Source organism: Actinomycetota bacterium (genome assembly GCA_030776725.1).
Lineage (GTDB): Bacteria > Actinomycetota > Nitriliruptoria > Nitriliruptorales > JAHWKO01 > JAHWKW01.
This window is the reverse complement of record JALYHG010000207.1, coordinates 1-5987: the sequence shown is the minus strand read 5'-3', so window position 1 is coordinate 5987 and position 5987 is coordinate 1. Positions and strand designations below refer to the sequence as shown.

The following is a 5987-nucleotide window of genomic DNA, read 5'->3' as shown; positions in this document are numbered from 1 at the left end:
GCGCAGCCACGCGTGCTGCCGCGGCTGGCGCGCGACCGGCTCGCCCTCACCGGGCTCGTCATCATCGCGGTGTTCGCTGTCGGGGCGGTCGCGGCCCCGCTGCTGGCCCCCCACGACCCCAACGTGGTCGACGCTGCCAGCCGGCTGTCCGGCCCCAGCGCTGCCCATCCGCTGGGCACCGATCACCTCGGCCGTGACCTACTCAGTCGGATGTTGTTGGGGTCGCGCTGGTCGCTGGGAACCGCTGCGCTGGCGACGTGCATGGTGATGACGATCGGGGTGGGGATCGGGACGCTGGCGGGGTACTACGGCGGCGCTGTCGGCAGCATCGTCATGCGGGTGGTCGACGTGCTGCTGGCCTTCCCCAGCTTGATCCTCGCTCTGGCCGTCGTGGGGACCCTCGGACCGGGGATCCGGAACGTCATCATCGGCCTGGTGGTGATCTGGTGGGTCGACTACGCCCGCATCGTGCGGGGCATGGTCCTGACGCTGCGTGAGCGGGAGTTCGTCGTCGCAGCCCGAGCGCTGGGCGCCACCGATCGTCACCTGGTGGTCCGCCACCTCCTGCCGAACGTGGTCCCGCCGGTTGCGGTCCTGGCCAGCCTCGAGATGGGCACGCTCATCCTGGCGATCTCGGGGCTGAGTTTCCTCGGCCTCGGGGTGCAGCCACCCACGCCGGAATGGGGCGCCATGCTCAACGAGGGGCGCCCGTTCCTGCAGAGCGCCCCGCTGTTGATGGTCTACCCCGGGCTGGCGATCTCCCTGGTCGTGCTCGGCTTCAACCTGCTCGGTGACGGCCTACGCGATGTCCTGGACACCCGGCTGGAGACGTGAGCGTGCATCCGGCGGATGATGACGAGCAAGCGAGACACCCGGTGGTGTCCGCACCCGGGGGTGATGCGCGATCGACCGCCGGACCGGCGGCTGATCGCTGGCGGCGGCTCGTCGAGGCGCGACTGGAGGAGATGGGTCGCCTGCGGCCCGCTGGCGGTGACGTCGGGCCCGAGTTCTGGGACCGCCGCGCCGCCCGGTACGCCGATCGTGTGGCGGGCACCGCCGAGCGTGATCCGTTCCTGCGGCGGGTGCGTCGCCGCTGCGGGCGTCGCACGACCGTGGTGGACGTGGGCGCCGGAACGGGGCGGTTCGCCTTGGCGCTCGCGCCGGTGGTGGGGCGGGTGATCGCGGTCGATCAGAGCCCACGGATGCTCGAGCTGCTGCGCGGCGAGGCCGACCGCCGCGGTCTGTCGAACGTCGAGACCTGCCACGGCCGCTGGGAGGACGTCACCGGGATCGTCGGCGATGTGGTGGTGTGCTCCTACGTGCTGCCGGTCGTCACCGACGTGGCAGCGTTCATCGACAAGCTCGACGCGGCGGCCCGCCGGCGCGTCTTCGTCTACCTGAGCGGTGCCAGCGCCGACCTGGTGCACGACCACCTGTGGCGCCACTTCCACGGCCGGCCCCGCGCCCCCGCCCCGACCTGGCTAGACGCGGTCGGAGTCCTCCGAGAGCTCGGGATCGACCCGCACGTCGAGGTGGTCGAGGTCCCGGTCAGGCGGCGGTTCACCAGCGTGGCGGAAGCGGTCGACGACCATCACGAGCACCTGCTGCTGAACGACACACCGACGCTGCGCCAGGAACTCGAGCAGGTGCTGTCGATCTGGCTGGTCCGTGACGGTGACCGGCTGCGCCCGCCGCTGAAGACCCTGCCGGGAGCGGTCATCAGCTGGGAGTCGGGTCAGGCCAAGCAACGCCCCGTCGACGTCTGAGCGGTCGATCCGGACGCCTCGAGCACCATCTCACGAACCGGTACGGAGGTCAGGGCGTACCCCACCTGAGGATCACGCAGCGACCGGGAGAACGCCACCCCGATGACGCGGCCATCGGATGTGAGCAGCGGCCCACCCGACCCGCCCTCGGGCATGTGCGCCAGCAGCTGGTACACGTCACGCCGCACCCGGCCGCTGCCGTACAGGTCACGTCCCACGGCGGTGAAGCGCCTGAGCACCGCAGCCGGCTCGGAGCGGAACGTCCCGAGCGGGAAGCCCAGGACCGCCCCGGTTTCGCCCCGCTCCACGGGCTCCGCCGCGAGCTCCAGCGGGGCGATGGCCAGCCCGTCGACGTGCAGCACGGCGATGTCGAGGTCGGCGTCGAACGCCACGGTCACCGCCGTGTCGCGGCCGTCGAGGCTCTCGATGACGACCTCGCTGGCGCCCGAGACGACGTGGGCGTTGGTGACCACCAGCTCGGGGCCGGCCACGAACCCCGACCCCTGCTGCTCGACCGGACACCCCCGGCCGAACACCTTCACGGTGGCTGGCCGTCCTGCGTCGGTGGCGGCCCGGACCTCCGCGTCCGACGGGAGATCGACCGGCTCTGCTGGTTCTGGCTCCAGCCCGGTGAACAGCGGCGGGGCGCTGGGCACGTCGAAGGTCCGCCCCAGCCGGGCGAACACCGCAGGGGCGGGCGGGAAGACGCCGTCGACCACGTTGAGCACGGCCGAGCCGTGGATCTGGCCGGTGATCCCCGCGGCGGGCGCGGCCGCCAACGCCGACGTGAACACCCAGGTGATGGCCAGGAGGGCCAGCGCGGCGACGCCGGCGCCCACGGCACGGTCGGCGGGACCCGCCCCCGCCTGTCTCAGCTGGCCCCGCAGGCCCAGGGCGACGTGGACGCCGACCACCGCCAGGGCCGTCGCGATGCCGAACACCAGGAACAGGGTCACCAGGACCTGGCCGACGTACCCGCGGAACAAAGGGGTGACGGCCGGTGCGATGATCGCCCCGGCTCCCATGCCGCCCAGGAACCCGGTGAAGAAGCCGACTTGCACGGCGGCGCCCGCCAGCGCGCCCTGGAACGCCGCCGAGGCCAGCGCGATGATGATGACGACGTCGAGCAGGTTCACCGACGGGGGCGGGTCAGGCTTGCGGCTCGGCCACCGGGGGGGCCGCCATGTCGGCCAGCGGGTGCACCTCGTAGCGGGCGAAGTTGTAGACGGGCGACCGGGCCAGTAGCCGCTCGAGCTCCTCGTTGGAGTCCACGTCGTAGATCCACGCCCCGCCGTGCGAACCGACGATGTGGTAGCGGGCCACCACCTTGCCCTGCTGCTGCAGCGGCTCGGCGTAGTCGGGCATGCGCAAGACCGCCCTGATCACCTCCGTCGAGAGCCGGGCGATCTCTATCCGCCACATCACCAGGAACTTCATCCCCACCCCTTCGACGTCGACCGCACGAACCTAACCCGTTGGTGGGCGGCGGGACCAGTGCGGCGTGGGACCTGCGGCCCGGGGCCCGTACCGTGTAGCCAGGAGGAGCCATGCAGCCAACACGTCACCTGTCCCGACCGGCCGGCCCGGTCCTGTTCGCGCGGTACGCCTACCCGCCCAACCAGCTCGGCTTCTGCGGTCCGGAAGATCACGGCGCGCTCCTGGACTACGGCGCTGCGCAGGTCAGCGACCAGGGGCTGGTGCAGCTGGCCAGAGCGTTCACGGGTCCGTGGCCGTACCTGCAGCTGATCGCCGGGGCGGCGGGCGTCGATGATCCGTTCGACCGGCGGGTCGTGGAGGCGTACTGGATCGGGAACGGTCTCCTCGACCAGGTGTCCACCACGGAGTTCGGGAAGGCGGTGTGGGAACGTTTCCGCCGGGTCGCCGGCCGACGCTGGGATCATCTCGCCGAGGCCATCCCGGCCGGGGCGGTCGCTCACCACTCGTTCCACGTCTTCGGCGTCTACCCGTGGGTCGGGTTGTTGGAGTCCGGCCGCTCCGACCATCCGCTGCACCAGCTCGACCGCTGCCGCATCCGTTGGGGTCAGGTCGTGACCAGCCTCGGTGACCAGGTCCTCGTCCGCTCCCCGCTGCTGCAGTGGGACGGGTCCCAGCTGTCGCTGGGCGAACCGGAACTGGAGACCGTCACCCGCGCGGTCGACGGGCTGGGGTTCGTTGAGCAGCTGCAGCCGGGCAACTGGGTGTCGATGCACTGGAACTGGGTCTGCGACCGGCTCGACCACCGTCAGCTCACCAACCTCCGCCGCTACACGACGCGGCAGCTGGAGATCACCAACCGGCGGGTCGGGCACAGCGGACCGGGCATGGTGATGGCCGGTGGACGCTGAGCGACGCACGATGTCGGCCAGTCCGACACGCGTCATGCGCTGGGTCGTCGCCGTCGTCGCGGTGTTCGCGGTGGCCTGCGCCACCGAGCCGGCCGGCGGCCCGGCCACACCGGGAACGGCGACCGGCCCTGCCGAGCCGTCGGGCACCATCCGGCTGTACACGTCGGTGACCGAGGACACCGTGGCAGCCGTCGTCGACGCCTACCGCTCTGCCCACGGCGACGTGGAGATCGAGGTCTTCCGTGCCCCGACCGGAGAGCTCGCCGGCCGGATCGCGGCCGAACAACGTCAGGGAGGTATCCGGGCGGACGTCCTATGGCTGACCGATCCTCTGTCCATGCAGGAGTACGCCTCCCAGGGGATGCTGCGGTCGTGGACGCCGGACGAGGTCGGTGCGGTCCCCGAGCAGTTCAGGCAGGAGACCTTCTTCGGGACCCGGATCCTCAACATGGTCCTGGTGCACCAGCCCGATCTGGACCCGGCCCCGGCCGCGTGGTGGGACCTGGCCGAACGCGACCTCTCACGGCCGGTGGCGATCCCCGATCCGGGCTTCGCGGGGTCGGCGTTCGGGGCGCTGGGGTACTTCGCACTGGCCGAGGACTTCGGCTTCGACTTCTACCGGGCGTTGAAGGAGCGCGGTGCGGTGCAGGTCAAGGCTCCCGGCGACGTCGTCACCGGCGTAGCGGAGGGCTGGTACGCAGCGGGGATGAGCCTGGACAAGATCGCCTTCACCGCGGTCGAGAAGGGCTCCCCGGTCGAGGTGGTCTTCCCGGAGCCGGGAGCCATCGCGATGTACAGCCCGATCGCGGTGGTGGCATCCACCACCAACACCGCCGCTGCGGAATCGTTCGCGAACTTCACGCTCACCCGCGACGCCCAGCAGGCGATCGCGGAGACCGGCTGGGAGCCGGTCCGCGACGACGTCGCCTGGGACCGTGGCGGGCCGACGGTCACGCCCGACTGGCAGGAGGCGTTCGACCGTCAGGACCAACTGCTCGAGCAGTACCGGACCATCTTCGGTGGGTGACGTCGCCCGCCGGCTGGGGTGGGGACCGGCCGGGGTGGTCGTGGCGGCGGTCCTGCTCGGGCTGATCGGCGTGGTGCCGATCGTCGAGCTGGTCGCGACCGCCGCGGGCGAGGGGACCACCGCGCTCCGCGCGACCTTCGCCCGTCCCGGGTCGGTTCGGGCGGCGTTCAACACCGTGTGGACGGCCGTAGCCGTCACGCCGCTGGCGGTCGCGGGTGGGCTGGCGGCAGCGCTGGTCACCGAGCGCACCGCGGCTCCGGGCCGACGGGCGCTGCGGGTGGCGGTCCTGCTGACGCTCCTGGTCCCGCCGTTCGTGTCGGCCGAGAGCTGGGCGCGGGCCTACGGCCCTTCCGGTCTCATCGACGACCTGCTCGGTGTCGCCCTACCGGGGCTGATCGGCCCCGTGGGGGTCGTCGCCGTGATCGCCGCGCACGCGTTACCGCTGGCCTACCTGGTGGTGGCCGGTGCCCTGACGTCACGCGCCGAACCGGACCTGGAGCGCGCCGCCCGCGTCGCCGGAGCATCGCGGTGGGTGGCGTTCCGGACGGTCACGCTCCCGCTGCTCCGCCCCGCCCTGGTCGCGGCCGCGGCACTGGTGTTCGTCACGGCGGTCAACGCCTTCGGCATCCCCGCCGTGCTGGGCTTGCCGGCCGGGTTCGTCACGCTCACCACCCGCATCTACCGCGACCTGGCGTTCGCCGCCGACCCGGCAGCCTTCACCCGGGTGGTGGTGCTCTCCACGACCCTGGTGGCGCTCGCGTTGGCGACCGTCGGCACAGCCGACGCGGCGATCGGCGTGCGCGGCCCGGTGACCCGCACCGGCGCCCCCGCGGGCGGTGCGGTCCCCGC

Annotated in this window: 7 protein-coding genes; 5 read left to right on the top strand and 2 right to left on the bottom strand. The window is 72.2% G+C overall.

Going from position 1 to position 5987, the window contains the following annotated elements; all coding sequences use genetic code 11:
• Nucleotides 1–12: 12 nt before the first annotated feature.
• Both M3N57_10290 and M3N57_10285 read left to right on the top strand, forming a co-directional pair.
• A complete protein-coding gene (locus M3N57_10290) occupies nucleotides 13–834 on the top strand; it encodes an ABC transporter permease subunit (GenBank protein MDP9023058.1) in 822 nt (273 codons plus the stop codon).
• Nucleotides 835–965: 131 nt separating this feature from the next.
• Complete coding sequence (locus tag M3N57_10285) at nucleotides 966–1766, top strand: class I SAM-dependent methyltransferase (protein ID MDP9023057.1); 801 nt, start codon at nucleotides 966–968, stop codon at nucleotides 1764–1766.
• On the opposite strand, the gene M3N57_10280 is transcribed toward M3N57_10285, so the two are convergent.
• Nucleotides 1736–2902 (bottom strand): MarP family serine protease, encoded by a 1167-nt coding sequence (locus tag M3N57_10280; GenBank protein ID MDP9023056.1) that lies wholly within the window; start codon nucleotides 2900–2902, stop codon nucleotides 1736–1738. The two genes, M3N57_10285 and M3N57_10280, sit on opposite strands and share 31 nt — an antisense overlap.
• A 13-nt stretch (nucleotides 2903–2915) precedes the next feature.
• Nucleotides 2916–3203 carry a muconolactone Delta-isomerase family protein gene (locus M3N57_10275; protein ID MDP9023055.1) on the bottom strand — a complete coding sequence of 96 codons (288 nt, stop codon included), beginning with the start codon at nucleotides 3201–3203 and terminating at the stop codon, nucleotides 2916–2918.
• A gap of 110 nt (nucleotides 3204–3313) precedes the next feature.
• On the opposite strand from M3N57_10275, the gene M3N57_10270 reads away from it, so the two are divergent.
• From M3N57_10270 to M3N57_10260, 3 genes are all read left to right on the top strand, one after another.
• Nucleotides 3314–4111 carry a DUF6390 family protein gene (locus M3N57_10270; protein ID MDP9023054.1) on the top strand — a complete coding sequence of 266 codons (798 nt, stop codon included), beginning with the start codon at nucleotides 3314–3316 and terminating at the stop codon, nucleotides 4109–4111.
• 10 nt (nucleotides 4112–4121) lie between these two features.
• Nucleotides 4122–5138 (top strand): extracellular solute-binding protein, encoded by a 1017-nt coding sequence (locus M3N57_10265; GenBank protein MDP9023053.1) that lies wholly within the window; start codon nucleotides 4122–4124, stop codon nucleotides 5136–5138.
• On the top strand, nucleotides 5131–5987 hold an 857-nt coding region (locus M3N57_10260), incomplete at its 3' end, for an ABC transporter permease subunit (GenBank protein MDP9023052.1). The genes M3N57_10265 and M3N57_10260, both read left to right, overlap by 8 nt.

What these genes read in the sequence shown, in the direction of transcription:
- M3N57_10285 (MDP9023057.1), top strand. Translation starts at nt 966, where the DNA reads ATGGGTCGCCTGCGGCCCGCTGGCGGTGACGTCGGGCCCGAGTTCTGG.
- M3N57_10275 (MDP9023055.1), bottom strand. Translation starts at nt 3,203, where the DNA reads ATGAAGTTCCTGGTGATGTGGCGGATAGAGATCGCCCGGCTCTCGACG.
- M3N57_10270 (MDP9023054.1), top strand. Translation starts at nt 3,314, where the DNA reads ATGCAGCCAACACGTCACCTGTCCCGACCGGCCGGCCCGGTCCTGTTC.
- M3N57_10265 (MDP9023053.1), top strand. Translation starts at nt 4,122, where the DNA reads ATGTCGGCCAGTCCGACACGCGTCATGCGCTGGGTCGTCGCCGTCGTC.